At 50.8% G+C, this 25,102-nt stretch carries 19 protein-coding genes; 14 read left to right on the forward strand and 5 right to left on the reverse strand.

The genetic code is table 11. The features are described 5' to 3' along the window. Positions 1-130: 130 nt before the first annotated feature. The gene (locus SD10_RS16690) at positions 131-970 is read left to right on the forward strand and encodes a ThuA domain-containing protein (RefSeq protein WP_082111623.1); all 840 of its coding nucleotides are present in this window, start codon (positions 131-133) and stop codon (positions 968-970) included. 42 nt (positions 971-1,012) lie between these two features. Here the strand turns inward: SD10_RS16690 and SD10_RS16695 are convergent, their stop codons facing one another. The 3 genes from SD10_RS16695 to SD10_RS16705 form a co-directional block, all read right to left on the reverse strand. Beyond that, positions 1,013-4,159, reverse strand: a complete 3,147-nt coding sequence (locus SD10_RS16695) for an efflux RND transporter permease subunit (RefSeq protein ID WP_046575239.1) — start codon at positions 4,157-4,159, stop codon at positions 1,013-1,015. A gap of 136 nt (positions 4,160-4,295) precedes the next feature. After that, positions 4,296-5,399 (reverse strand): efflux RND transporter periplasmic adaptor subunit, encoded by a 1,104-nt coding sequence (locus SD10_RS16700; RefSeq protein WP_046575241.1) that lies wholly within the window; start codon positions 5,397-5,399, stop codon positions 4,296-4,298. Between the two features lie 3 nt (positions 5,400-5,402). Continuing rightward, on the reverse strand, positions 5,403-6,725 hold the full coding sequence (locus SD10_RS16705; protein ID WP_046575243.1) for a TolC family protein: 1,323 nt from the start codon (positions 6,723-6,725) through the stop codon (positions 5,403-5,405). Between the two features lie 327 nt (positions 6,726-7,052). Between SD10_RS16705 and SD10_RS16710 the strand changes: the two genes are divergently transcribed. From SD10_RS16710 to SD10_RS16720, 3 genes are all read left to right on the forward strand, one after another. After that, positions 7,053-7,733 (forward strand): response regulator transcription factor, encoded by a 681-nt coding sequence (locus SD10_RS16710; protein ID WP_046575245.1) that lies wholly within the window; start codon positions 7,053-7,055, stop codon positions 7,731-7,733. Between the two features lie 111 nt (positions 7,734-7,844). After that, on the forward strand, positions 7,845-8,552 hold the full coding sequence (locus tag SD10_RS16715; protein WP_046575247.1) for a hypothetical protein: 708 nt from the start codon (positions 7,845-7,847) through the stop codon (positions 8,550-8,552). Continuing rightward, positions 8,552-9,283: an ion transporter gene (locus SD10_RS16720; RefSeq protein ID WP_046575249.1), complete on the forward strand. Its 732-nt coding sequence runs from the start codon at positions 8,552-8,554 to the stop codon at positions 9,281-9,283. The genes SD10_RS16715 and SD10_RS16720 overlap by 1 nt, the downstream gene beginning before the upstream one ends. A 13-nt stretch (positions 9,284-9,296) precedes the next feature. On the opposite strand, the gene SD10_RS16725 is transcribed toward SD10_RS16720, so the two are convergent. Together SD10_RS16725 and SD10_RS16730 are read right to left on the reverse strand one after the other, a co-directional pair. Beyond that, positions 9,297-10,253 carry a polysaccharide deacetylase family protein gene (locus SD10_RS16725; protein WP_227698992.1) on the reverse strand — a complete coding sequence of 319 codons (957 nt, stop codon included), beginning with the start codon at positions 10,251-10,253 and terminating at the stop codon, positions 9,297-9,299. 7 nt (positions 10,254-10,260) lie between these two features. Next, positions 10,261-10,566, reverse strand: coding sequence for a GNAT family N-acetyltransferase (locus SD10_RS16730; protein ID WP_046575250.1), 306 nt, complete (start codon positions 10,564-10,566; stop codon positions 10,261-10,263). A 96-nt stretch (positions 10,567-10,662) separates the two neighbouring features. Here SD10_RS16730 and SD10_RS16735 point away from each other — a divergent pair, with 96 nt between their 5' ends. The 10 genes from SD10_RS16735 to SD10_RS16780 all read left to right on the forward strand — a co-directional run bounded on the left by SD10_RS16735 (position 10,663) and on the right by SD10_RS16780 (position 25,007). Beyond that, positions 10,663-11,631, forward strand: a complete 969-nt coding sequence (locus tag SD10_RS16735) for a helix-turn-helix transcriptional regulator (protein WP_046575252.1) — start codon at positions 10,663-10,665, stop codon at positions 11,629-11,631. A 534-nt stretch (positions 11,632-12,165) separates the two neighbouring features. Then, positions 12,166-12,606: a response regulator gene (locus SD10_RS16740; RefSeq protein ID WP_046575254.1), complete on the forward strand. Its 441-nt coding sequence runs from the start codon at positions 12,166-12,168 to the stop codon at positions 12,604-12,606. 252 nt (positions 12,607-12,858) lie between these two features. Further along, positions 12,859-13,398, forward strand: a complete 540-nt coding sequence (locus SD10_RS16745) for a gluconate 2-dehydrogenase subunit 3 family protein (RefSeq protein ID WP_046575255.1) — start codon at positions 12,859-12,861, stop codon at positions 13,396-13,398. A 42-nt stretch (positions 13,399-13,440) separates the two neighbouring features. Further along, complete coding sequence (locus SD10_RS16750; protein WP_046575257.1) at positions 13,441-15,159, forward strand: GMC oxidoreductase; 1,719 nt, start codon at positions 13,441-13,443, stop codon at positions 15,157-15,159. A gap of 124 nt (positions 15,160-15,283) precedes the next feature. Further along, positions 15,284-17,833, forward strand: a complete 2,550-nt coding sequence (locus SD10_RS16755) for a family 20 glycosylhydrolase (protein WP_046575259.1) — start codon at positions 15,284-15,286, stop codon at positions 17,831-17,833. Positions 17,834-18,022: 189 nt separating this feature from the next. Continuing rightward, positions 18,023-19,129 carry an acyltransferase family protein gene (locus SD10_RS16760; protein WP_262507319.1) on the forward strand — a complete coding sequence of 369 codons (1,107 nt, stop codon included), beginning with the start codon at positions 18,023-18,025 and terminating at the stop codon, positions 19,127-19,129. A gap of 346 nt (positions 19,130-19,475) precedes the next feature. Continuing rightward, positions 19,476-20,492 carry an FHA domain-containing protein gene (locus SD10_RS16765; protein ID WP_046575262.1) on the forward strand — a complete coding sequence of 339 codons (1,017 nt, stop codon included), beginning with the start codon at positions 19,476-19,478 and terminating at the stop codon, positions 20,490-20,492. A 180-nt stretch (positions 20,493-20,672) separates the two neighbouring features. Further along, a complete protein-coding gene (locus tag SD10_RS16770; protein ID WP_046575264.1) occupies positions 20,673-22,142 on the forward strand; it encodes a PP2C family protein-serine/threonine phosphatase in 1,470 nt (489 codons plus the stop codon). After that, positions 22,142-23,713: a serine/threonine protein kinase gene (locus SD10_RS16775; protein WP_046575266.1), complete on the forward strand. Its 1,572-nt coding sequence runs from the start codon at positions 22,142-22,144 to the stop codon at positions 23,711-23,713. The genes SD10_RS16770 and SD10_RS16775 overlap by 1 nt, the downstream gene beginning before the upstream one ends. A 7-nt stretch (positions 23,714-23,720) precedes the next feature. Continuing rightward, the gene (locus SD10_RS16780) at positions 23,721-25,007 is read left to right on the forward strand and encodes a serine/threonine-protein kinase (protein WP_046575267.1); all 1,287 of its coding nucleotides are present in this window, start codon (positions 23,721-23,723) and stop codon (positions 25,005-25,007) included. The last annotated feature ends 95 nt before the right edge of the window (positions 25,008-25,102 follow it).

Consider the following 25,102-nt stretch of genomic DNA (forward strand, 5'->3'; position numbering starts at 1 on the left):
GGATTAATTCAGGAAAACAAGTAAGAACCAGGTACGGTTTAACTTTGCAGAAAAGCGTCCATTTGTTTCCCTTGCCCTTAAGGGAGCGCATCGACCCAATTCAGAATTTAGAAAGCCGCTACTTGATCTAATGTTTCTGTTCGTAAAAAAAGCCTCCAGAGCTGTCCTGTTCGTTCTCTTTTTCGTTGGTTCTATCCAGACGGCCACCAGCAAGACCCCAACGTTTAAAGTCATCGCCTTTTACACCGCCAAAAACGATAAAGCTCATATCAGCTACGTACACGAGGCCAACAAATGGTTTGCCCGCATGGCTACTAAACACAACTTCACGTACGACTCGACAACAAACTGGACTAATCTTACGACTGAATTCCTAGCACACTACCAGGTTGTTCTCTTCTTGGATACGCGTCCGGAAGCGCCTGAGCAGCGTAAGGCCTTCGAACAATACATGGCTAATGGGGGTGCCTGGATGGGGTTTCACTTCGCGGCCTTTGCCCTAACCCCGTCGGCCTACCCACAAAACTGGGATTGGTATCATAACGAGTTTCTCGGTTCGGGTTCCTATGCCAGTAACACCTGGCACCCTACATCCGCTATTCTGCGGGTAGAAGATCGGAACCATCCAGCCACGAAGCACTTACCCGTTACCTTCAAATCGTCACCCAATGAATGGTACCGATGGACCAATGATCTGCGTACCAACCCAGCTATCAAAATTCTGCTATCAATTGACCCAACCAGTTTTCCACTGGGCACGGGTCCAAAGCCCCACGAAATATGGCATAGCGGCTATTATCCGGTGGTCTGGACGAACAAAAATTACCGAATGTTATACGTGAACATGGGCCATAACGACATTGATTATGACCATAAAACAGACAAAGAGTTGTCGTTCACCTTCGGCAATAAAGTCCAGGATAAGCTGATTCTTGACGGGCTTCTGTGGCTGGGTAGTGGCAAAAAGTAAGAGAAACGTGAAGGCAGATTTGAGAACCTGCCTTCACGTTTCTCAAGAATGGTGCGGCATGTCAACCGTTTTTGCTTCTTTTCGAGCCAGTTCTTTGCGCGCCCTACGGCTGTGAATAAGCTCGTACGTGACAGGAAGGATCAATAATGACAGCACCGTACACGTCATCAGGCCGCCAATCATGACCGTAGCCAGCGGTTTCTGTGTTTCGGAGCCAATGCCGGTAGAAAGAGCTGCGGGTAATAGGCCGAGAGAAGCCATCAGGGCCGTCATCACAACGGGACGTACCCTTGTCAGGGCCCCCTCACGGATAGCCTCACTGATGGGCAGTTTGTTGTGGAGGTTTTCTTTAAATCGGTTGATAAGAATGACGCCATCCTGCACCGACACGCCAAACAGACAAATAAACCCTACCCCGGCGGAGATACTAAAGTTAATACCCGTCAACCAGAGCGCCAGCATTCCCCCAATTAGAGCAAAGGGTACGTTCAGTATGATGAGTGCCGCATCGAGCGCACTGCCAAACGTAAACAACAGAATCAGGAAAATGATGGTAATGCTGATGGGTACAACGATAGACAACTGGCGCTCGGCGCGGGTCTGGTTTTCGAATTCACCCGCCCAGCGCATCTGAAAGCCATCGGGCAGCTTCACCTGCTGTTTTACCCGCTGTTGCGCATCGGCAATGGTGCTGCCCAGGTCACGGTCACGCACCGAGAACTTGATGGCAATAAACCGGGCGTTGTTCTCCCGGTATACGAACGCCGGACCAGAGCGGGTGCCAATATCGGCCAGTTCTTTGAGTGGAATTTTGGAGCCTGAACGGGTCGGAACCATCAAATTCTCGATCAAATCAGGTGAGTACCGGAACCGTTCGTCGTAGCGCACCTTGATATCGAACCGGCGTTCGCCCTCGTAAAACTGCGTAACCGTTTTTCCACCGATGGCCGTTTCAATGACCGACTGCGCCACATCCGTTGGCACATTGTAGCGGGCAAGCTTCTGCGGATCAAGCTGAATCCGAAACTCCGGCTGACCCAGATTTCGAAACACACCGAGGTCACTCACGCCCGGCACATTCTTCATGACGTTGAATACCTTCGTAGCTTCCTTATCCAGCACGTTCAAATCCTGCCCAATGATCTTGATCGCCATCGATCCTTTTACCCCCGAAACGGCTTCCTCAACGTTGTCGGAAATGGGCTGCGAAAAATTGAACGATACGCCCCGAAAACGGGCCAGTTTCTGTTGCATCTGGGCCACTAACTCATCTTTGCTAATATCCCGTTTCCAATCTTCTTTTGGATAGAGATCGACAAAAAACTCATTATTAAAAAAGCCCGTTGGGTCAGTTCCGTCATTGGGTCGACCGGTTTGAGAAATAACGCCCCGCACCTCCGGAAATTCATCGAATATGGCCCGGAACTTGCGCGTATAGGCATAACTCTCATCCAGCGACACCGAATAGGGCAGGCTGGCCCGGACATAAATGGACCCCTCGTTCAACTGCGGTAGAAACTCCGATCCAATGTGGAACAGGAACAGATAAACCGAAAAGCCCAATGAACCCAGTGCAATGGCCATGATGGACGCTGGTTGCCGAATGGCCCAGTTCAGCGCAGGTACATATAGTTTCTCGACACCGGACACCACCGGATTATGCCGCTCACGGACGTTCTTATTCAGCAATAAACTGCACAAAAGCGGAATCAGTGTGAGGCTCACAATCAGCGACCCCATTAAGGCAAAACCGATGGTCCAGGCGAGGGGGCTAAACAGTTTCCCTTCCACTTTCTGGAACGTAAAAATGGGCAATAAGGCCGTGATAATAATAATTTTTGAGGTAAAGATCGACTTACCCAGCTCGGTCGCATTCTGGGCAATCCAGCTTAGTTTGGACCGGCGATTGAACTTCATCATGCCCATTTGCTCGGCCCGATGCGCCAGCATGACAAACAAACCCTCCACCATCACAACGGCTCCATCGATGATGATACCGAAATCCAGTGCCCCGATACTCAGCAGGTTCGCCGTCATTCCCTTTAGCCGCAGGCAGATAAAGGCAAATAAGAGCGCCAGCGGAATCACAATGGCAACCGTGAGGGTTGTCCGCCAGTCCGCCAGGAAAATCAACAGAATAAGTGTTACCAGAAAAATACCCGTCAGCACATTTTCGCCCACCGTATGCAGGGTATAATTATTCAGCGTCGTGCGGTCGTAGAACGTTTTGATTCGAACATCCTTGGGCAGTATCTGGTTGTTCAGCTCGTCGATTTTCGCTTTTAGAGCTGGAATGACGTCGTTGGGATTCTCGCCCTTGCGCATCACAACAATACACTCCACAACGTCGTCCTGCTTATCGCGTCCAACAATACCCAGCCGGGGCTGAAAGGCTTCTTTTACGGTAGCAACATCGCGCACCTTGATGGGTACGCCATTTACGTTGTCGATGATAATACCCGCCACATCGTCGGGTTTGGTCAGCAAGCCAATGCCACGCACCACCAACGCCTGATTTCCCTGCTTGATCACATCGCCCCCCACATTGATGTTGCTTTGCTGGATGGCCTGATCCACATCCAGAGCCGTGAATCCGTAATTAGCCAGCAACGTCGGATTCAGACTCACCTCGATCGTTTTGACTTTCCCTCCGAAGCTAACCACATCGGCAATGCCCGGTACACTCTTGATCTGGCGCTCGATAACCCAATCCTGCAGTGTCTTTAACTCGGTAATATCCTTTGTTTTGCTTTCGAGGGTGAAGCGATAAATCTCACCCGTTGGGCCATAGGGTGGCTCCACTTCGGCACTCACCCCGTCGGGCAGGTCAACGCTGGCAATGCGGTTGGCCACGTTGGTCTGTGCGGTAAAATTATCGACGCCATCCTCAAAGATCATCGTCACAACTGACAGGCCGAACAACGAAACCGAGCGAAGTGTACTTTTTCGGGGCACCGAATTGAGTTCGGTTTCGAGCGGAAGCGTAACAAAACGCTCAACCTCCTCGGCCGAACGACCAGGCCATTGGGTAATCACAATGACGTTGGTGTTTGTCACGTCGGGAAACGTCTCGACGGGCGTATTCATAAAGGCGACAACGCCCCCGACGATGATCAGAGCTATGCCAAAAAATACGGCAAAGCGATTTGTCAGGGCGAACGTGATGATACTGCGGATGAACTTGTTCATGAGAAACTCAAAGAGTGAAATCGGACCGCCGAAGCGGAGCGAAAGAATGAAAGGGCGATTTGTAAATCGTGAGGAAAACAAGGACTTGAAGCCACGCTTTCGCTCCGCTTCGGCGGTCCGATTTCGCTCTTTAAATTTAGTCCGTTAAATCGTTGTATAACAGCAAACTACCTTCCGTCACGATGGTATCACCCGGCTTCAGATTACCGCCCTTCACGAAGGCAAAGCGCGTCGTATTTTTCATCACATTGACTTCGCGGACTTCGTACTTATCTTTTCCGGTCTGAACGATCACGTAATAATGGTCGCGGTCGAAGACAACGGCTTTTTGCGGAACAGCCAATGATTCTCCGGCTTTACCCGCACTGGTGTTTGGCAGATGCACGTGAATGGTGGCAAACATGTCGGGCTTGAGTAACCCGTCTTTATTGTCCAGCACAATACGCACCTTCAGCACGCGTGCCTGCTCATCGAGTACGCTACTGACGTTGCCGATGACGCCCCGGAAGGTTTTATCGGGATAAGCCAGCACCTGCAGATCAACGGGTTGTCCCTGTTTAATTTCGGGAATATCCTGTTCGTATACATTGGCCATCACCCAAATCTGCTGAAGACTTGATATGGTATAGAGCGGATTCTGATTGTCGGCCCGCAAATCCTGACCGGCATTTACGTTTTTCTCCACGATATAGCCTGAAATGGGCGCTTTCACTGAGAAAAAAGGTTGTCCAGTTCCGGCCGTACTCCCGCCGTAGATGCGCAGAATATTGGCGGATTTACTCAGTTCGTCCTGCGCTTTTTTCACATTGTTTTTGGCGGTTAAGAAGTCGGTTTCTGAAGCGAAGCCCGATTTATACTGCGCCGATACATTTTTTAGCTGCTGCTGGGCAACTTCCAGATCTGACTTGTCCGATTGGTAGTCGTTCGTATACGTCGAAATGTCCCCCGAACGGATCAGCGCCAGGTCCTGGCCTTTCTGGACATAGGCCCCCAAGGAGGCCGTAGTTTTCTCCACATTTCCACTGACCAGCGGAAACACCCGCACCACATTATCCTGATCGAAGGTAACAGTCCCGTTCAGGGTCAGTTCATCTTCAGGATTCATCAGCCGGACCGAGTCAGTCAGATAACTACTGCTCGAATCGGCATTAGACGTTGGTACTTTATTCGTCTCTTCGTTTTTATGGCCACAGGCAGCCAGCCCCAGTCCAATCAGCAGGGGTATCAACGTCTTTTTCATAACCTAAAAGAACCGTGTGTTGGTGGTGAAATTCAGTAACTGCTGCGTGTTATACAGGTTGTTCAACAGGGTAATGTTGTTCAGTTGTGCCTGTTGATAGGTCCGGATCTTATCCAGATAATCCAGCAAACCAATCGTTCGGGCGTTATAGGCTTTCGTGGCCTCTACTGAGATATTCTGAATCCGATCCAGATACCCGTCGGGCCGGGTGTTCAACTGATCATAAAATGTATTCAGCTTATCAAATGCATTCAGCACATCGCTTTGCACGATGGTCTGCTGATTTTCGAGCCCTCCGGTTACACTTTTCAGGGTTGTCTCTGCCGACCGGATGGCCCCCTGGTTCCGATTGCGGACCGGCAAATCCATAGCTAGCTGGAGTCCCGTAAAGTTATTGTAGGCATTTCCGTATTTCTCGAACAGAATACCCGTCGTCAGATCCGGTGTACGGCGGGCTTTTTCCAGCGCAAGGCTCCGTTCTGCATTGTTGATCTGCTCCTGCGACAGGCTCACATCGGGGCGATTGGTCAAGGCCGAGTCGATAGCCGTTGCCACGGGTGGCAGGCTTGTTCTCAGCGCGGGCAATTCAGTCGGCAGAATAAACGTCGGTGCCGACTGACGCAGCAACACCCGCAACGTGGCCTGTTCATCGGCAATCTGTGTGCGGTAATTAGCACTGTTGGCCTGCAAATCCCGGACAGCCACCTCCAGCCGGGTCACTTCATAAGGCGCTACACCCCCTGTCCGAAGGGCAATTCGGTACGATTCGACTAACCGCTGCTGGCGGGCCAGTTCATCCTCAAATAATCGCAGTCCCTGTAAGTCGAAATATAAATTCGTGTAGGTCGTATAAAGCTGATAGTGCAGAATACGCATCAGGTCTTTAAACGCCAGCCGGGCCAGCGATTTATTGCTTTCGGCCAGCGCGATTAATTTGCTCCGCTTGCCAGCCAATAAAATCACTTGCTGCAACTGAACGGCATAGTAGCCACTGTTGTAATTTCCCGCATCTTTATCTGCCTGCGAGGGCGGGCCATATTGCAGGAATTTTCCGGTGTTCGGGTTATACAGGTTTCCCTGAAACCATAGGTTTGGATTAGGGCGTAACCCTGCCTGCGTAATAGCCGCGTCGGCAATGTCTATTTGATAGCGCTGGGCCAGTAACTGAAAGTTACGATCCAGAAAAAGCTGTTCGAGTTGAGGGAGGCTTTGCCGAATCGTATCAGGCGCGGCAGTTGGCCGTTGAGCGAATAGAGGTGAAATAACTCCCAGCCACCCCACAAGCAGCATGAGAGCAAATTGATTGAATGAGCGAAACCGATTCATAATGAAAAGTGACGGAAATAGACCCGGCTGATTTGGGCGCAAGTACAGACCGGGTTGTTAAGGCGTGGTTAAACCATTATTAATAAGTTCTTAAAAAATAAGTATTTTCCTTAAGGAATACGTAGGCAATAATCATACCCTGATCGGTTCTCGCTAGGGCCTTTAGACCTCAAATTCGGCAGGTAGAAACTGTATTGTTAGCTATTCAGATCCGAATACACACATATACGGATGAAATTTTAAAGAAGTTTTAATTAAGCTTTAAACTGGCTTTAAAGTTAGGCTAACACCTTTGCGGTTGACTTTCAATTAACTGCATTTGAGAACATGAAAATTCTCCTTATTCAAAGTGACGCCAGTTACCTTGAGTTTCTATATCGAACCCTGGCCGAACGCCAGTATACACTCGAAATAGCTTCAGATGGATACACCGGACTTGCGATGGGCCTTCATGCCCGTTTTGACCTGATTGTCCTTGACTCAGAGCTACCGCGAATGGATGGGCTGGATGTTATTCGGCGACTCAGGCAGGAGAATGACTCAACACCTGTGCTCCTGCTGTCTAATTCAAATGAATCGGCCGATAAAGCGAAAGGGCTCTATGCCGGAGCCGATGATTACATGGTGAGGCCCTGCGACTCCGATGAGCTGCTGGCCCGTATTTATGCACTCCACCGACGACGGACAGGTGGCTTTAATGCGCCTTCTATCCTGAGTATCGACAACCTCGAACTCAACGTTGCCGAAAAAGTAGCCTACCGCGCCAATCAACGCATCAAGCTGACAGCACGGGAATTTCAACTACTCGAATTTTTAATCAAAAATGCAGGTCGGGTGGTCACGAAAGCGCAGATTCTTGAAAAAGTCTGGGACAACACACCCATTAGCAGTACCAACAAGGTAGAGGTGTATATCAACTTTTTACGAAAGAAAATTGACCGTGACTTCGACCATAAACTGATCCATACGGCTATGGGCGTAGGCTACTTACTACGGGCAGCAAACTGAAGAAAAAGACAGTATATAGAAGTGCAGGATATACCCTACATCCTACCGTCTCTATCCTTCATCATACACCTCTTCTAACCTCTTAGGCGGGTTTCGGGTTAGTATTGTATTATGATTGCTGTTTGCCTACTTGCGGGTTCACTCCTGACCGCCCGGCTCGATTCTATAGCTCCGAAGGATACTAGTTTTTCGGTTAGCTCGACGATCCGGCCTGCTTTCAACCTCGACTTCCGGGATTCGTTTCTGGAACGCCAGCATGTAAACGTTTGGGGAATCAACGCGGGCATTACCTATGGTGTTAAACGCCATCAACTAACGCTGGGCTATTACTGGATCGGTTATGCCACGTATCTGCGCTTGATTGACTGGCGACGGAATGCGGCCCAGCGCATCAATCTTAATTATTATACCCGCACTGATTTGTGGTTTATGAACATTCAGTACTGGTGGAACATGACCAACAATCGGCACTGGATGATTAGCGTGCCTGTCGACATTGGCGGTGGTATTGCTTATGCCCTGCCGAGAGATCTGGCTAAGGACAATCCAATCGACCGAACGCATCGGAGTTTTTTCGCCCCTCTACAGATAGGCGCCTATGCCCAGTGGAAAGCTACCCGGTGGGTGGGCCTTTCGGCGCAGGTAGGGTATCGCATTTCCGTTTTTCAGACCGATATTGACCAGAATTTCAACGGAAGTTATTACAGCATTGGCGTCTCCATCTATCCAGCGCTTCCTGTCGACATCTGGCGATGGGTGCGGAAAGGAGATCGTATTTCGCCGATTCACCCACCTAAACCTCGTCCGTTGGACAAATAATGAAGTCGACTGGTCCGCCAAAGCTAACCCTGCATCAACTCATCATGCTGGTCTTGTCGGTGTATGTTGTCATTGCGCTGCTGATTCGGGAATTGGTGCCCATGTACGAGCAAAACAGGCAATTACTCGACCAGATCGACACCGGCATTTGTCTTTACTTTTTATATGATTTCTTTTTAAGACTTTATCAGGCCGACGATAAATGGAAATTTCTGCAGTGGGGCTGGATTGATTTACTGGCCAGTATTCCCGCCCTTGACTGGTTCAGGCTGGGGCAGTTGGTGCGGGTCGTTCGCATCCTGCGCATGGTGCGGTCGTTCCGGTCTATCCGCGACTTTCTTCATTACCTTTTCCGCGACAGAGCCAACGGGACGCTGGCCGTCGTTTTGCTCAGTTCCGTTCTGCTAATGATTTTTGGTGCCATCGCCATTCTCTACGCCGAACGCGTGCCGGATGCCAACATCAAAACCCCGTCGGATGCGCTTTGGTGGGCGTTCGTAACCATTACAACCGTTGGGTATGGCGACCGCTTTCCGGTTACAACTTTTGGTCGCCTGATTGCAGCTGTCCTGATGATTGCCGGTGTGGGGCTTTTTGGCACCTTTACCGGCTATGTAGCCAATTTTTTCGTTGAGGACGATCAGGAACAGACCGAAAACGAAATACAAACCCTGATTGGCGAAGTCCGGCAGCTCCGGCAGAAAATTGAGGAGCTGGAGAAGAGGCTGTAATGCCAACAACAGCTCATTTCTCGCTGGCTACGCTTTCGGGAAGATCATAGAGCAGCCACGTTTTGTTACGAATAAACGAAGACTTGTTCCTGATCAATGTGATAAAATCAGCGATCCCTACTGGTTCGTTTCCATTGGCATGAATCAGCACCAGACTTCCTTGTCTGGGCTGTTGATTTTTAGCCAGCCACGCATCACTGCCAATGGGTAACAGGCCAAACGCTAAGATCCGGTCAAAAACACCTTTGTCGGAAACCAGACCCGGAAACCTGAAGAAAATGGATGGTTTCAGCCCGTTTCGTAACATAGCCTGTTCATTCAGCAAAACCTCATCACTGATATTGGTAGACGCTTCAAGCATGAAGTTGATCGCCAGCGGTAACTGTGGGTTGTAGCGGTGATGAAACGAGTGGTTGACCCACGTAATGGCCAAATCGCCCCGACTGACCAGGTCTTTCAAGTAAGCCAGATCCTGGGCATGGTTCTCCATCCAAAGGCCTGTGATGGTAATCGTTACGGGAATGGGTTTCTCTTCCGGCTCGAACGCACGGATCAACTGCTCGAATACCGACCGCGTCAGGGGTTTGGTCGACGGACACAGGTCTATTGTCAGGCTGAAACCCCGTTCGGTCGTGTCGGTTCGCTCAATACCAGCATCCTGTAAATGAGTGTCCCGTTGCTGCTCCAGGCGTAATGCCCGGCCGTAAGGAGTTTCGATCACAGTTTGTAGGGTGGCGGGCCAGGCTAGAGCCTTTACCTGATTCTCGGGCAAGTTGACCAGGGCAGTTTCAAGGGTTTTCGGATTCAGTGTCAGGTAGTGAGTTTGACCGTCCTGACGCCACTGGCGCAGCACGACCTGACGGGGTGGCTGGTTAGTAATGCCAAAAAATACCCGATAAGCGGTTAGTTGGGCGAATGCAGTTGCATTGGCCCAGCTAACCAGCATCAATAAAAGTAAAAGGCGGGGCACGTGCGTATCAAAAATCGTTGACCGAATAAGCTGTTGACACCAATCGATTCCAGTCGGGATGGCGTTTCAGGAAAACACTCACAAACGGACAAAGGGGCACGATTTTCTGGTCGTGCTGCTCAATGTACTGCAAGACGCCTTCCACTAGCTTAGAGCCAACGCCATGCCCTTCCAGGCTGGGATCGACCTCTGTATGCGTCAGCGCGAGGGTTTCATCATCGACCTGCTGGTATTCCACAATGGAGAGTTTCCCATCTGTTTCTAACTCGAAGCGATGGTGATGGGTATTATTTTTGATGGAGGTTTCGTTCATGTCTGTCAAACGTTTATCCCTTCTTCTACACAAAAAAATGCCTGCTTGTTCACGCGAAGGAGTGTAAATTGCAACCGATTCCCTTCTCTTCCTGCTATGAACCGTCTTGACCGCCTGACCGCCATCCTGATTCATCTGCAAACCAAGCGCGTTGTCCGGGCTCAGGAATTGGCTAACCGCTTTGGCATTAGCCTGCGAACCGTTTATCGCGACGTTCGCTCCCTGGAAGAAGCGGGTGTCCCGATTGGTGCCGAAGCAGGTGTCGGGTATTTTCTGACCGATTACCACCTGCCTCCCGTGATGTTTACAACGGCCGAAGCCAGCGCCCTGCTGATGGGGGGCAAGTTAGTGGAAAAGTGGGCCGACCAATCCGTAAAAACAAAGTTTGAATCCGCTCTTTTCAAGATAAAATCGGTTCTTAAACGCACGGACCAGGAACATCTGGACGACCTCGACGCCCACATCAATGTGGCCAAGCCGCCTACTCAGGTGCCTTACTCAGATGAGTTGCTCACCGATATCCAACAGGCCATTGCCGGGCATCAGGTGCTAACGCTCCAGTATCATTCGCAATACAACGATGCCGAAACCCAGCGCGACGTTGAGCCTGTAGGCCTTTATCATTACAATATGGGCTGGCACCTGATTGCGTTCTGCCGAACACGCCAGGACTACCGCGATTTCCGCGTCGACCGCATTCGTCAGCTCACCAATTCAGGTGAGTACTATTCACGACGTAATCGGCTAACGCTTCAGGAATACCTGGATCGAATGGGTACGACCGACATGCCTACGGTGGCCGTAACTGTGTTGTTTCGCAAAGCCGTTACCCGATTTTTACAGCAGGAGAAACACACGTTTGGCTATCAGCGTCAAGACGACCTGGGCGATTATGTTCGGATACATTTCCAGACACCTTATGTAGAAGGATTAGCCAGATGGCTGCTTATGTACGGCCAGTCAGCAACGATTGAACAACCCGACATGCTTCGAAATCGAATCCTCACCTTAGCAGAAGAAATACAGGCCCACTACAGCGAACAGACCGCCGTGCACATGCCATAGCCCAACCCGTCTACCCTTACTTGCCTTACGTTCAACAGCCACTAATCCCTGTTACCCGTTACTCACGCCCCCCCTGATCTGTTCTGTTTGTTTAAAACTAATCAGGCGACAGGTTGAACGCTTTTCCGGCTTAGTCAAGGGGCAATAGGGCGGTAAATTCGCGAATTAACGATGATATTTAGCGAACAGATGTTACCTTTGGCATGTAAATTCTACCACATGAACCGACCTCTAAGGCTAATAAAGCAGCTATTGTAAGGTAAAATAAGCAGAAAGTACTATTTGTGCGTCTCTAATTAATCAGCTAGAATTAGCTTAGATTTGATTCCATACGTCCTTTTGTTTCTCTGTGGCCTTTTGTACTAATTACTATGGTGGTGGCCCGGTGTTGGTACAGACCTTTGGCAAATTCACAGAATTTAAATGTATAGCTTTATCTAAAAATAAGAACCGTTTAGTTAATCCTTTTACTTGGCTTTGCATCCAAGTAATTCACGCATCGCACGTATAGCAGTAGAACTGCCTAAAGAATTCATGTCTCAGCAATTCCCCATTTTATTAGTAGACGACGACCCATTGATTGCGGAGGTTTTACAGAGAGCTTCGGTAAGCAGCTTTCCGGAAGCTTCTTTTATTCACGTGAGTAGCTTTGAGGAGGCCAAAACGTATATTGAAGAGCTGGAAGGTAAAGGCCCGAAAATAGTCTTGCTGGATATTGATTTACAGGATAAAGTTGATGGGCTGGATTTTCTGGCGTTGGTAAGAGCGCATCCCAAAGGGCGCGTATTGCCCGTGGTTATGCTCTCAGCCAGTAAGACGCCCAGTCTGGTTGAACGGGCTTATTCATTTGGAGCCTCATCGTTTACACTCAAGCCGTTTAGCTATACCGACTGGAAAACCTATTTAAGCAATCTTAAAAAGTACTGGTATGAAACGGTTACCTTACTGGATGTCAGACATTACAAAGAAGGGTAAGCAAGTAGTAGCATCTAAAAGCAGCTTAAATTACTCATCAACAGACAATCAACGCATTGCATGTCTACGCCGGGTCTCTATCGAAGCCCGGCGTTTTGTTTGTTCATTCAACGAGTTAATAAATAATTTTACGAATCTGCTTCATATAATATTGTATCTTTGATAACCGAATAATTAAACTATTCTGGGGAATTACTCTCTTTTGTTCAGAAGCGAAAGCTCCTGAAATCCCGATTACTACTTACCTTACTTATGCAAAGACGTTCTGTATTAAAGAACTTAGCCATGACCATTGGTGGGCTGGTCAGTTTACCCGCCTGGGCCTCTGGCTGGACACCCGATTCGCTGGGAGCTATTTCTACTTTATCCGTCGATAACGAAGCGCTTCTGGCCGACATTGTGGAAACTTTCATTCCCGAAACAGCTACTCCCGGCGCCAAATCGCTTAATGTACACAAATTCGCCATGCGGATGATTAACGATTGCTATGGCGAAGCGGCTCAGACAACGCTTCAGCAGGGACTTGCGCTGGTCGATTCCACAGCGCAGCAAACGTATAACAAGCCCTTCTCAAATGGCGATGCTGCGCAACGCATGGATGTGCTGACTAAAGTAAGTGCATCTACAGACCCAACGGGTAAAGCCTTTGTCGACATGGTCAAAAAATTGACTATTCAGGGCTATATGAATTCCGAATATTACCTAGTTAATGTCGAGAAGTTCAACATGGCACCCGGTTTCTATCACGGCTGCGTCCCTGTTTCCAAGCTGGCTGTCAACGGCAGTAAGTAGTGTAGTTATTCGTTTTTTACGTACCCTTATTCACGTTATCGCATGTCTTTTTTAAACATAGATTCGGTTAAAGACCGCACCTTCGACGCCATTGTGGTTGGTTCGGGAATTAGTGGCGGCTGGGCAGCCAAAGAATTGACCGGCAAAGGATTACGCACGCTCGTTCTGGAGCGTGGCCGGGATGTCAAACATATTACCGATTATCCTACCACCATGATGCAGCCCTGGGAGTTTGCGCACCTGGGCCAGTTGTCAAAAGAATATATTGATGCCAATCCGGTTGCCAGCCGGTGCTACGCCAACAGAGAGGACGCCACGCATTTTTTCGTTAAAGATGCCGAGCATCCCTACGTGCAGGAGAAACCCTTCGACTGGATTCGGGGCTATCATGTCGGGGGTAAATCGCTGATGTGGGCGCGGGGAACGCAACGCTGGTCGGACTATGACTTTGACGGTCCCGCCCGCGACGGGTTTGCCGTAGACTGGCCCATTCGCTACGCCGACATTGCTCCGTGGTACAGTTACGTAGAAAAATTTGCGGGTATATCGGGGAACAAAGATGGGCTGGCGGCCTTGCCCGATGGCGAATTTCTGCCTCCACACGAGCAATCCTGCGTAGAAAAACACTTCACCGACCAGATGGCGAAACGGTATAACGGCACCCGGCCGGTGATCATTGGCCGTTGCGCCCACCTGACCAAACCGCAACCTATTCACTATCAGCAGGGCCGTGCTCAATGTCAGAATCGGTCATTATGCCAGCGGGGCTGTCCATACGGCGGTTATTTCAGCAGCAATTCGTCTACCCTACCCTGGGCCGCGAAAACAGGCAAAATGACCCTGCGCCCCGATTCGGTCGTGCATTCGATTATTTACGACGAGAAGCTGGGCAAGGCATCGGGCGTTCGCGTGGTTGATGCGCATACGAAGGAGATGACCGAGTATTATGCCAAGATTATCTTCCTGAACGCGGCCTGCCTGAACACTAATCTGGTTCTGCTGAACTCTAAATCCAGCCGTTTTCCGAACGGCTTGGGAAATGATAATGGACTGCTGGGTAAATATGTAGCCTTCCATAACTTCCGTACCACCATATCGGCTGAGCACGAAGGCTTCCAGGATACAACAACCGAGGGTATTCGTCCCAACGGTAGCTACATTCCCCGCTTCCGCAACGTGTTCAAGCAGGAAACCGACTTCCTGCGTGGCTACGCAGCAGGTTTCGGCTCCAGCCGCGCTACCAGCGTCGATACGTCTGCCATGGGTGAAGACCTGAAAGCAAGTCTGATGCAACCTAAATATGGTAACTGGCGGGTGAGCTCCCACATGATGGGCGAGACCATTCCAAAAGAAACGAACTACGTTGCGCTCGACTCCGCCCTGACCGATGCCTGGGGGATTCCACAACTGAAAATCTCGGTTGGGTACGATGACAATGACGAGAAGATGATTGCCGACTTTCATGAGCAAATGACGGAAATGCTGACGGTGGCTGGCTTCACAAACATCCGGACACATGACAAGCCAGATAAAGCACCGGGCCTCGACATCCACGAAATGGGTGGTGTTCGCATGGGGAAAGATCCTAAAACATCCATGCTGAACAAGTGGAACCAACTTCACACCTGCAAAAACGTGTTCGTGACGGATGGAGCCTGCATGACCTCAACCAGTACCCAAAATCCATCGCTCACCTTCATGGCCATCACCGCACGCGCGGCCGACCACGCTGTGAAAGAAATGAAGAAGGGACTTTTGTAAATAATTCAGTTTACGGTTTGCAGTTTACGGTTGGCTGGCGCGTCAGCAACACTCGTGCGCCAGCCAACCGTAAACTACAAACCATATACCTTCTTCCCTTGCCTTTACCTCCTGTTCCAGAAAAATGAGATCGTATTCTTTCCTGTTGCTCCTGTTTGGCCTACCCTTTTTCATTAATTGCTCTCAAACCAACACTCGTGAAACGCCGACGTCGACGAATGCGTCGAAGCCACTAACGATCACGCTTGAGCTGGCGGACAACAACTACCAAAATCAGGGACGTTCCCGCTCCGTGCTGACCCTCACGAATACGGGTAGTGAAGACTTGCCTGCTACTGGCTGGAAGCTGTTTTTTAATGGCGGCAATCCAACTAGTCTGGATGCCTCGGTGGCTCAGGTCAAGCTCTTCAACGGCGATTTACACTACATCAGCCCAGGACCGAAGTTTTCAAAACTAGAACCCGGCAAATCGACAACCATACAGGTCCTGGCCGGAAAAATCCGGAACAAGACCGACTTCCCCGTTGGGTTTTATCTGGTGCTGGATAAGAATCCAGAGCAGGCCTACCCTGTTGACGTAGCCATAAAATCAGGTACGATCTACGAAAAATCGGACAGACTATTAGCCGAAAAGATTTTTGACCAGAATGAGAAAATCAAGGCAATCCCCGACGATAAACTGCCCAAGATATTCCCTACCCCGGTTTCGTATCAGGAAAAAGGAACGCCGTTTCTGCTGGACAATCAGGTAGTTATTGTCACCGATAAAGCCTTTGATCGGGAAGCTGATTATTTAGCCAACAGTCTGAAGACGGTCATTGGTAAGAAACCCGCTGTTCAGACGAATGGGAATGGAAAAACGATCACACTCCGTAAAAATCCATCGCTCGCTGCCGAAGGGTACGCGTTGCATATTGGCTCAGATGGCGTAGTGCTCACAGCCTCGTCGGGCGCGGGTATTTTTTACGGGATTCAGTCGTTGCAAACCCTTCTTCCGGCAGCCGCCCTGTCGGGTAAGGCCGGATCGGTCAGTTTACCGGGACTGGATGCAACCGATGCGCCCCGCTTTCCTTACCGGGCGTTTATGATGGACATGGCTCGGAATTTCCAGCCCAAGTCAGAGGTCCTTAAAGTGCTGGACGCGATGGCGTTGTACAAGCTCAACACCTTCCATTTTCACTTTAGCGAAGACGAAGGCTGGCGGGTAGAGATGCCTTCGTTACCCGAACTGACCGCTGTTGGTGCCAAACGCGCCCACACCACCGACCCCACTAAAAACCTGATTCCCTCCTATGGCTCCGGCCCCGATTTGTCGAACCCATCCGGCACGGGCTTCTACAGCAAAGCTGATTTTGTCGAGATTCTGAAGTACGCCCGCGACCGCCACATTGTGGTGATTCCCGAAATTGAATCACCGGGACACGCCCGGGCCGCTATCAAAGCCATGAACGCCCGCTATCAGCGCTTCATGAAAGCGGGTAACAAGACCGAAGCAGAGCGGTATCTGCTTCAGGACGTAGCCGACAAGTCGGTTTATCGGTCAGTGCAGGGCTGGGATGATAACGTCATCGACGTGTCGCTTCCATCCGCCTATACGTTTTTGGAGCGCGTGGTCGACGACTTGAGAGGGATGTACAAAGAAGCGGGTGCACCCCTGCAAACGATTCACTTCGGCGGAGATGAAGTACCGGGTGGGGTTTGGGAAAAGTCTCCTTCTGTTCAAAAGTTGATTGCCAGCAACCCTTCGGTTAAAAACACCGATGACTTATGGTATTACTACTTCGGTAAAGTCAATCAACTGCTCAAAAGCCGTCAGTTATTCCTTTCGGGCTGGGAAGAAATTGGACTTAAGAAAGTAAAGCAGAATGGTCGGGTAAAATGGGTGCCCAACGAAACCTTTGCCGGCGAAAACTTTCGGGTAAATGTCTGGAAAAATAGTCCCGGATCAGGCGCCGAAGACCTCGCCTACCGCATGGCCAATGCAGGGTATAAAGTGATTCTGACCGGCGTTACCCATATGTATCTGGACCTGGCTTACAATCAGTTATCAGAAGAGCCCGGCCAGTATTGGGGTGGCTATGTAGACATCGACAAACCCTTTTATTTCATTCCGTACGATTACCTCAGGAATCTGAAAGATGATAATACGGGCAATCGCATCAATCCATCGCTTATTAAAAGCCGGGAAGTTCTGACGGCTAAGGGAAAGGCCAATATTGTCGGCATTGAAGCGCCCCTTTGGTCCGAAACGAACCGAAATCCGCAGCAGTTTGAGTACAAGATGTTTCCTAAGTTGCTAGCAGTAGCCGAACGGGCCTGGGCGAAAGACCCGGCCTGGGCAAAGGAGACAAACGAAGCAAAAAGCGAGCAACTGTATGATCAGGCCTGGTCTGAATTCATCAGTCAAGTAGGCAAGCGGGAGCTTCCTCGTCTGGATGTTTACGCCGGTGGCTATGAGTACCGCATTCCGCCTGTTGGGGCGAAGGTGATTAATGGAAAGGTGGCCGCCAATGTACAATTCCCTGGATTAACCATCCGTTATACGATGGATGGCACAGAACCAACGGCCCAAAGCCCGGTATATACGGAGCCCGTTGCCAGTAGCGGTCCCGTTAAATTTAAAGTATTCAATGCCGTAGGCAGGTCTGGACAAACGGTAACGATCAGTAAATAAGCCAGCCGACCTTAGTCAGGTGGTCCGTGTCCTCACGGACCACCTGACTGGATGGTGTTGCTGACGCGTATGTGGTTCGTGAGGATCGGAACGCCGACCGCACGGACCACGGAGTAGAACCATTTTTTTTGAAGCCGATCCTTAGCCAGCCGACCTGTAATGACTGATACCAACACGCGCTTTTTGTCTTTGGATGTATTCCGAGGCCTGACAATTTGCTTCATGATTGTGGTAAATACGCCGGGGAGTGGTGCCACGCCTTTTGCCCCGCTCTTGCACGCTCACTGGCATGGCTTCACCCCTACCGATCTGGTCTTCCCGTCTTTTCTTTTCGCTGTAGGCAATGCCATGAGCTTTGCCATGAAGAAGCACAGTTCGGTAGGTACAGCTGCCGTGCTGACTAAAATTGGCAAACGAACGGCGCTGATTTTTCTGTTGGGTTACCTGATGTACTGGTTTCCTTTTTTCCGGCTCAGTGAATCAGGCGATGTAACCGGCTTTCCCATCAGTGAAACCCGCATTTGGGGCGTTTTACAACGAATTGCCATCTGCTATGGCATCGCATCGTTGCTGGTTTATTTCCTGTCCTTCCGAACAGTTATCCTGTTGAGTGTTGTGTTTCTGGTCGGTTACTGGCTTATTTTGCTCGGTTGGGGCGACCCCGCCGATCCGTATAGTTTAGCAGGAAATGCTGGGTCGCAACTCGATCGGTTCCTGTTTGGCGATGCGCACCTGTATCATGGCGAGGGCGTCGCTTTTGAACCGGAAGGTTTGCTCAGTACACTGCCGGCCATTGTGAATGTAGTGATTGGTTATTACGCCGGTCAGTTTGTGCAGCATAAAGGCAAAAACTACGAAAGTGTAGCGAAACTGTTACTCGTTGGCAGTGCCCTGATTTTTGCCGCCCTGTGCTGGAATATGGTTTTTCCCATCAACAAAAAGTTATGGACCAGTTCGTTTGTCCTGCTCACCACAGGACTTGATCTGGCCATTATGGCGGCTCTGATCTACATCATCGAAATCAGGCAATGGAACAACGCCAACTGGACCAGGTTCTTTGTCATTCCCGGAAAAAATCCCCTGTTTATCTACCTCCTGTCCGAATTGCTGGTTATCGCCTTCTACATGATTCCGGTAGCGTCGGGTGGGAATGTGTTTTCCTGGATCAACCGTAATTTCTATCAAAAGCTGGCACCGGGACCTGTGGGTTCGCTCTTGTTCGCGCTCTCCTTTATGCTGCTTTGCTGGCTCGTCGGCTGGGTCCTTGACCGCCGTAAAATTTATGTGCGGGTATAAAGTTGATGCGTTTGCGCTAGCCCCACAGTTGGGTTTGCCAGGCAATACATCCCCAATGCCACTTTTTCCCGGTATTTGTTTCCTCGTCTAACCCTCAGCTTAGCTCAAAGTAGGTTGCTGCTCCACGGTCCGTGTCCTCACGGACCGCTCACGCGACAGCCAGTTTACCTTCCAAGTAAACGGTCCGTGAGGACACGGACGATGGAAGCCGCAAAATGTTAACAGGCTAATGACCTACCAAAACGTAGGTTTACCCCGAAAACTAAAAAATACCCCATTGTGAACCAACGAAAGCCAATGTAGTTAACGTTTATAGGTGTAAAAATCCTCCCTAAACAGTCCATACATGGCCAATCAGCCCGGTGGCTGGCTCGGTAAGCTCAGTAACCTTATCATTCCGCCCAGCCAGACCGATACAAAAACGGCTCCTGCCGTTACCAACAAACGCATTCTCGACGAACTCATCGCTAGTTTCGAAGACTCCATCCAGCGGGAATCCGTCGGAACGAGCCTGTTATTCAACGCTCACTTTTTGATTATTCTGCACCCCGACACGTATGAAGATCGTCAGAATGCGTTTCCGGTGGTGGTCAACGAAGCGGTGCAGTCCTTCAAAGCGGTTATCGAATCGCATAGAAGCGCGTACGGACGCGTGTCGCCGGTCGCATCGAGCTGGTTTTTTAAGTTTGGTGCGGGCCGGGAGTTCGGCGGTGAGGCCGTTAGCCCGACGGATGTCAAAGTTATTGGGGCATTGACCGGTATTTTACCTGGCAATGTTCAGGCCAATGCACCAGCCGAGAAACTGAACGTGACGCGCCGGGTTAAACAAACCAACCGCTACGAAAAGGTCGATGTCGATCTGCACACCTTCCAGCACATTGATTTTCGCGAGCCGGGGGCATTTGTCGTAAAATTCAATTTCGACACACCCCTGAATTCATCCGCCCCGGCCAGTGGTGCACCACTAGCGAGTGCTACTAAGGTAATCCATTCGGCATTGCCCCGCAGTCTTGAGGCCGGATTGGCCCACATCAGTTACTACATAGCTGAGTTAAATAAAGAGGACACGTATGTGATGCGTGACCGGGAAATCGTCATAGCCCGAAAAGATACCGACAATCAGCATTTCCCGAACTACCTACTTCTCGAATCCGCTTACGTATCGAATCCGCACGCCCGAATTCGGTACAATGAGTCTACCCAATCGTTTCAGATAGCTTCGTTCAGCCGCAACGAAACCCGCGTCAACGAGCGACTCATTCCCCGGAGCGAACCGGCAAGCCCAACCTGGTTTGACTTACCCGAAAAAGCCCAGATTCTGCTCAACAGTATGGTGACACTTACCTTCCAAAGCAACGCATAAGCCCATGATCGACGTTCTGCTTGTTTTGTTACTTTTCCTGTTCGTCTGTTTTTTCGTCATCAGGCATTTTCAGGACTTACCCCGCTAATTATTGGTTTACCGTATTCGGTTTGTGGTATATCCCCATATCAACCAGACTAGCTTACCGAAACCAGTAAACCGTAAACCGAATTCTATACAATGAACGACTTACTGATCGCCGGGAAGACCGATGTGGGCCAACGGCGCAAGGATAATCAGGACACATTTATCTGCACTCCGCTCTGGTCAGAAGCCAGTGCCTTACTGGTTGTGATTGATGGTGTAGGGGGTTACGCCGGTGGTGATCGGGCGGCTGCCATTGCCAAAGAGTCGATTGAACGATATATGGCCACGCCAAATGGCGATCCGTTGTCCATGCTGCGCGAAGCCGTCGTTTTCGCCAACAACCAGATCAACGAAGAGCGCCTGAAAGAGCGTCGGTTGGGCCAGATGTGCTGCGTATTGACGGCGGCTCTGGCCGATAGCCATACCGGCAAACTCTACTTTGTGCATGTGGGCGATACACGTCTGTACCGCTACCGGCAGGGCAATCTGGTAAAGCTCACCCGCGATCACTCGATGGTGGGCGTTCGGGAAGATGCCAACGAACTGACCGAAGCCGAAGCCATGAGTCACCCGCGCCGAAACGAGATCCTGCGCGAAGTCGGCTCCACCACGCATCGGGTCGATGATCCAGATTTTCTGGAGTCGGACGAAACGGACTTTCTGCCGGGCGATCAACTGCTGTTGTGCAGCGATGGCCTGACGGATATGATCACACAGGCCCAGATCAAGGCAATCCTGAACCGGGCTATTCCAGTAGAAGAACAGCTTTTAGAACTGATTCGGGTGGCGAATCATCAGGGAGGCAACGATAACATTACGGTTGTACTGGCCCGAAACACCGCAAATAGTACTAACGCATCGGTTGTTGAACCGCTGGTAACAACGACTCCCAGCCTGGCCCAGAATACATCGGCGGCTCCCGTTTCGCCATCGGCTCAACCCCAACCGGCGGCTACGCCAGCTAAACGATCATCGACAGGCCGGTGGGTCGCGCTGTTCGCCTTGCTGGCCATTCTGGTGGCGGGTATTGTCTGGTATCAGTCCTGGCCATCGGGCAACACCCACGCCACGAGCGATAGCCTTAGGGCAACCGGTGCACCATCGGGCGATACAACCTTCCTGCTTTCGACGAGCCGTTCCCGCATTGATTCGCTCATCGAAGTGGCTACCCGAAGTTCAGACCATCGGTTGCTACTGACCGACGATACGATTCGTATCAGTCAACCGTTACTACTAACGGATTCGCTACTAGCTGTCATCGGCAGTAGCCCGCAAACGGTTATAATGCCCCTTGATTCAACCCATGACCAGCTTGCCATGCGCGTTGACCGCCGGGGGGCTGTTACGCTGGAAAATGTGGTTGTCAGTGGGTTTAAGACGGGAATTGAAACCACCGGAGAGACAAAGCTTCAGTTAAACAGGGTCTATTTCAGCCAGGTCGACCTGCCTGTTCGGGCAACCGTTCGGCAGGACACATGCCTAAACACCGTCATTTCAGTTTCTGTACAAAAGCAGCCTGTTGCGCCTAAGCAACCAACTGCGCCTAAACCAATTCGTCCCTGATGGCTACCGTTCGATTTAACACCCAGTTTCCCGGATACGAAATACTGAGTGAATTAGGCCGTAGCAACGCCCGCATTCTCAAGGCCCGCCATCTGGATACGGGTGATCTGGTTGCGATCAAACACTTCGCCCTGAACACGGATCCCGAAACACTTCGTCGATTCCAGCGCGAATCGGCCATTATGACCAGCATTGCCCATCCCAACATCGTCAAGGTACGGGAGGTGCAACTGGAAGCCGAGCTGCCTTACATCGTGATGGAATTGATTGAAGGCGGTAGTGTGTGCGACCTGCTCAAAGCACAGGGTCATCTGGACGTTCCAACTACTACTCGGTTGGGCCTGCAGATGGCGGGGGCTTTCCGGGCCATTCACGCGCAGGGCATCGTTCACCGCGATGTTAAACCCGACAACATACTCTACCGGCCTTTACCGAGTGGTGAACTGCATTTTCTGCTCACCGACTTCGGCGTGGCCCGGCTACATGAGCAGTCAACAACCTTGACGGGCCAGTCGCTGATGACCTATGAATATGCCTCGCCGGAGCAGTTCAACGACCCTAAAAATGTGGGTGTAGCCACCGATTATTATTCGCTGGGCGTCGTGCTCTATGAATGTCTGACGGGCAAAGTGCCCTTTGCTCTAGTCGATCATTCGGGCATTGTTACGTTCATGAACAAGGTGCTTTCTGAAGCCCCGCCCGTCTTAACGGTTAGTGCCAACGGGCAGTCGCTCGGGCCGTTTACACCCTTACTGGAAGGGCTTTTAAAAAAGAAGGCGACTGAGCGATTGAGCGATCCCGACGAATTGACCTGGCTGCTCAAACAAGCAGAGCTTGCGTATTTACAAGCTGGTCGGGCTGGCCGAGTGAATCAGCCAACACCGGCCCCCACGCCCGTTTTAGAACCCCACGTGGTGACGCAGCCGCAACCAGAGCCCCTGAAGCCTAGAGTCGCTTCGACCGTAAAGGAGCCGCATTCGCCCAAAGGCATTGGAACGGCTAAAATCATGGCGTTCCTTGCTTTCGCGCTGCTTATCCTTGCCGGGGTGTATTACATTACCACCAAACCTAATGCCCAATCTACTAATAAAGCAGGCATAGGTAATTCGGCTATAACCGACCAGTCAACCGATAGTGCGACTACAGTAGCAGCGAATGCAAAACCCGACACAGCCGCTATTCGGGCACAGCAACGGGCCGAAGAAGCGCAACGACTGGAGCGGCTCCGGCAGGAAGCGCTGATCGCGGCTAAAAAGATGAAAGTCAAGGCAACCAACTTCAAGGTTGGCCTGTTTGGTGGCATCAAACAACTGCAGCTTCAGTTAAGCAATCCAACGAATTTGAACTTTACCTATGTAGTTGTGCAGGTGAATTATATCAAGGATGGTGGCGGCCTCTACAAAACAGAGACCGTGTATTTCAATCATGTGGAGCCCAATTCATCGCCCATCCAAACGGCTCCGGATAGTGATCGGGGAACGAAGGTTACGTGTAAAGTTTTACGGTACGAGTCGCCGGACATTCCCCAGAATTCAGACTCGCTGGCTACGGCAACCGAGTCGCTAAACTAAGGTATCCATGCCAACTGTCAGTGTAAATACCCATTTCCCAGGCTATGAAATCATTGGTGAGCTGGGGCGTTCCAACGCCCGTGTTCTGAAGGCCCGCCATCTGGAATCAGGCGACCTGGTCGCCATAAAACACTTTACCCTGCACACAGACCCGGAAACGCTTCGGCGGTTTCGGGTCGAATCAGAGATCATGACTGGTATTCGCCACCCGAACGTGGTACGGGTTCGCGACGTACAACTGGATATGCCCCTGCCCTTCATTGTTATGGAATGGGTAGAAGGCGGTAGTTTGCGAACACTTATCGACAAACAGGGGCGATTGACCGTGGCCACAACCATCCGATTGGGGTTACAGATGTCCGAAGCCTTTCATGCCATTCATCCGCAGGGTATTATCCACCGGGATATTAAGCCCGAGAATATTCTGTATCGGCCCTTGCCCAGCGGGGAACTGCATTTTCTCATCACCGACTTTGGCGTGGCCCGCATTCGGGAGCAATCGCAAACTATGACGGGTCAGTCGCTGATGACCTATGAATATGCCTCGCCGGAGCAGTTCGACAACCCCAAAGGCGTTGATGTGGCGACGGATTACTATTCTCTGGGCGTTGTGCTTTATGAATGCCTGGCTGGAAAAGTACCCTTCTCGATGGCCGAAACAGCGGGAATGGCGACCTTCATGAGCCAGGTCTTACACACACCGCCACCGGCGTTATCGCTACCGTCGGGGCAGTACCTGCCTCCTAGCCTGACGACATTGCTGGACTGGACGCTGGTCAAAAATCCGGCCGAACGCCTGAGCGATGTGACAGAGCTGGCATTGCTGCTGGGTCAGGCAAATGTAGAATTGTTGCAGGCCAACCGGTCCGGACAACGTCAGGCACCAGTCGCGCCCCGGTCGCAAACGCTGGTTGCACCCGCGCCTGTACCTGAGCCAGTCAACGCGTATGAATACGAACCAATGGAAGAATCGCCAGCTAATACCACAAACTGGTCGATCATCCTGGCGGCACTGTTTGTCGTGGTATTGGCCGTCTTCGGTGTATTGTATAAAATGCGCCATAAAGAAGCTCCGGCTCAAACCTTGCCTGACTCAACGGTCACCAATACTGATTCGCTGAGTTCGGACGAGATAGCTACGGATTCAACCGCAGCGCCGTTTCAGGAGTCAACCGAAGAAGAGCCGGCAACCGACTCTGTCATCACCAATTCACCGCCTTCGGAGACGACCATAAATACGACGTCGGCTCCGCCAGTCGATTCAACAGCCGTACCCGATTCGAGTAGGCAGTAATATAAATTCCGAACACACTGCGCTGTGTTGTATCTGTACCCACGGGCTTCAGCTCGTATTTCAGTAAGATTCATACACGGGCTTCAGCCCCTGGG

Origin of the sequence: Spirosoma radiotolerans (assembly GCF_000974425.1) — a bacterium.
GTDB classification, from domain to species: domain Bacteria; phylum Bacteroidota; class Bacteroidia; order Cytophagales; family Spirosomataceae; genus Spirosoma; species Spirosoma radiotolerans.

Bases quoted from the DNA above. Each gene is read 5' to 3' on its own strand.
- SD10_RS16690 (WP_082111623.1), top strand. From the start codon at position 131: ATGTTTCTGTTCGTAAAAAAAGCCTCCAGAGCTGTCCTGTTCGTTCTC.
- SD10_RS16750 (WP_046575257.1), top strand. From the start codon at position 13,441: ATGTCTTTTTTAAACATAGATTCGGTTAAAGACCGCACCTTCGACGCC.
- SD10_RS16720 (WP_046575249.1), top strand. From the start codon at position 8,552: ATGAAGTCGACTGGTCCGCCAAAGCTAACCCTGCATCAACTCATCATG.
- SD10_RS16700 (WP_046575241.1), bottom strand. From the start codon at position 5,399: ATGAAAAAGACGTTGATACCCCTGCTGATTGGACTGGGGCTGGCTGCC.
- SD10_RS16770 (WP_046575264.1), top strand. From the start codon at position 20,673: ATGAACGACTTACTGATCGCCGGGAAGACCGATGTGGGCCAACGGCGC.
- SD10_RS16780 (WP_046575267.1), top strand. From the start codon at position 23,721: ATGCCAACTGTCAGTGTAAATACCCATTTCCCAGGCTATGAAATCATT.
- SD10_RS16715 (WP_046575247.1), top strand. From the start codon at position 7,845: ATGATTGCTGTTTGCCTACTTGCGGGTTCACTCCTGACCGCCCGGCTC.
- SD10_RS16705 (WP_046575243.1), bottom strand. From the start codon at position 6,725: ATGAATCGGTTTCGCTCATTCAATCAATTTGCTCTCATGCTGCTTGTG.
- SD10_RS16695 (WP_046575239.1), bottom strand. From the start codon at position 4,159: ATGAACAAGTTCATCCGCAGTATCATCACGTTCGCCCTGACAAATCGC.
- SD10_RS16775 (WP_046575266.1), top strand. From the start codon at position 22,142: ATGGCTACCGTTCGATTTAACACCCAGTTTCCCGGATACGAAATACTG.
- SD10_RS16765 (WP_046575262.1), top strand. From the start codon at position 19,476: ATGGCCAATCAGCCCGGTGGCTGGCTCGGTAAGCTCAGTAACCTTATC.
- SD10_RS16745 (WP_046575255.1), top strand. From the start codon at position 12,859: ATGCAAAGACGTTCTGTATTAAAGAACTTAGCCATGACCATTGGTGGG.
- SD10_RS16730 (WP_046575250.1), bottom strand. From the start codon at position 10,566: ATGAACGAAACCTCCATCAAAAATAATACCCATCACCATCGCTTCGAG.
- SD10_RS16740 (WP_046575254.1), top strand. From the start codon at position 12,166: ATGTCTCAGCAATTCCCCATTTTATTAGTAGACGACGACCCATTGATT.
- SD10_RS16755 (WP_046575259.1), top strand. From the start codon at position 15,284: ATGAGATCGTATTCTTTCCTGTTGCTCCTGTTTGGCCTACCCTTTTTC.
- SD10_RS16710 (WP_046575245.1), top strand. From the start codon at position 7,053: ATGAAAATTCTCCTTATTCAAAGTGACGCCAGTTACCTTGAGTTTCTA.
- SD10_RS16735 (WP_046575252.1), top strand. From the start codon at position 10,663: ATGAACCGTCTTGACCGCCTGACCGCCATCCTGATTCATCTGCAAACC.